The sequence below is a fragment of the Staphylococcus sp. GDY8P57P genome, from assembly GCF_017892585.1.
Taxonomy (GTDB): domain Bacteria; phylum Bacillota; class Bacilli; order Staphylococcales; family Staphylococcaceae; genus Staphylococcus; species Staphylococcus borealis.
The window spans coordinates 1-505 of record NZ_JAESLK010000147.1 but is presented as its reverse complement, the minus strand read 5'-3'; the positions used below and the strand labels follow the sequence as shown (position 1 = coordinate 505).

Here is a 505-nt window from a genome sequence, read left to right as displayed (position 1 = left end):
AAGTCATTATTATATGTTATTATACTACACTTCTTGACCAGTGAAAATATCCTTACTTCTATAATTAAATTGTTAGCAAATTAAAAAACATCGGAATAAACACATAACAGTTTATTCCGATGTTTTAATTTTAATTATAATCGTGTCTCTTCAAATCCATCTCACTGAGTTTGACGATTTTAGTTTTCTTAATAAATTTGTGAACGATATAAATTACAAATAAAATAATCATAGGTGCTAAATTTCTAAATAGTGCGGCAAAATCTCCAGATAAAGCAGCATCTAACGAGTTACCAACAAATAAGAATAATAACGCTATAATGACAATACTTGGTCCAAATGGATAAAACGGTGCTTTGTAAGGCAACACTTCATTTGGATCTTTATTTTGTTTCTTAATAGCAGAGCGTAACCTAATTTGTGATAAGATACTAGACGCCCAAATCACAATAACGAGTGATCCTATAATATTTAATAACGAGAACACTATATCTGATTTGAATTG

The 505-nt window shown here is 28.9% G+C and carries 1 pseudogene; it reads right to left on the bottom strand.

Annotated elements, in window-relative coordinates:
* Positions 1-130 precede the first annotated feature (130 nt).
* A pseudogene (locus KA878_RS14040) lies at positions 131-505 on the bottom strand (amino acid permease); the annotation flags it as partial.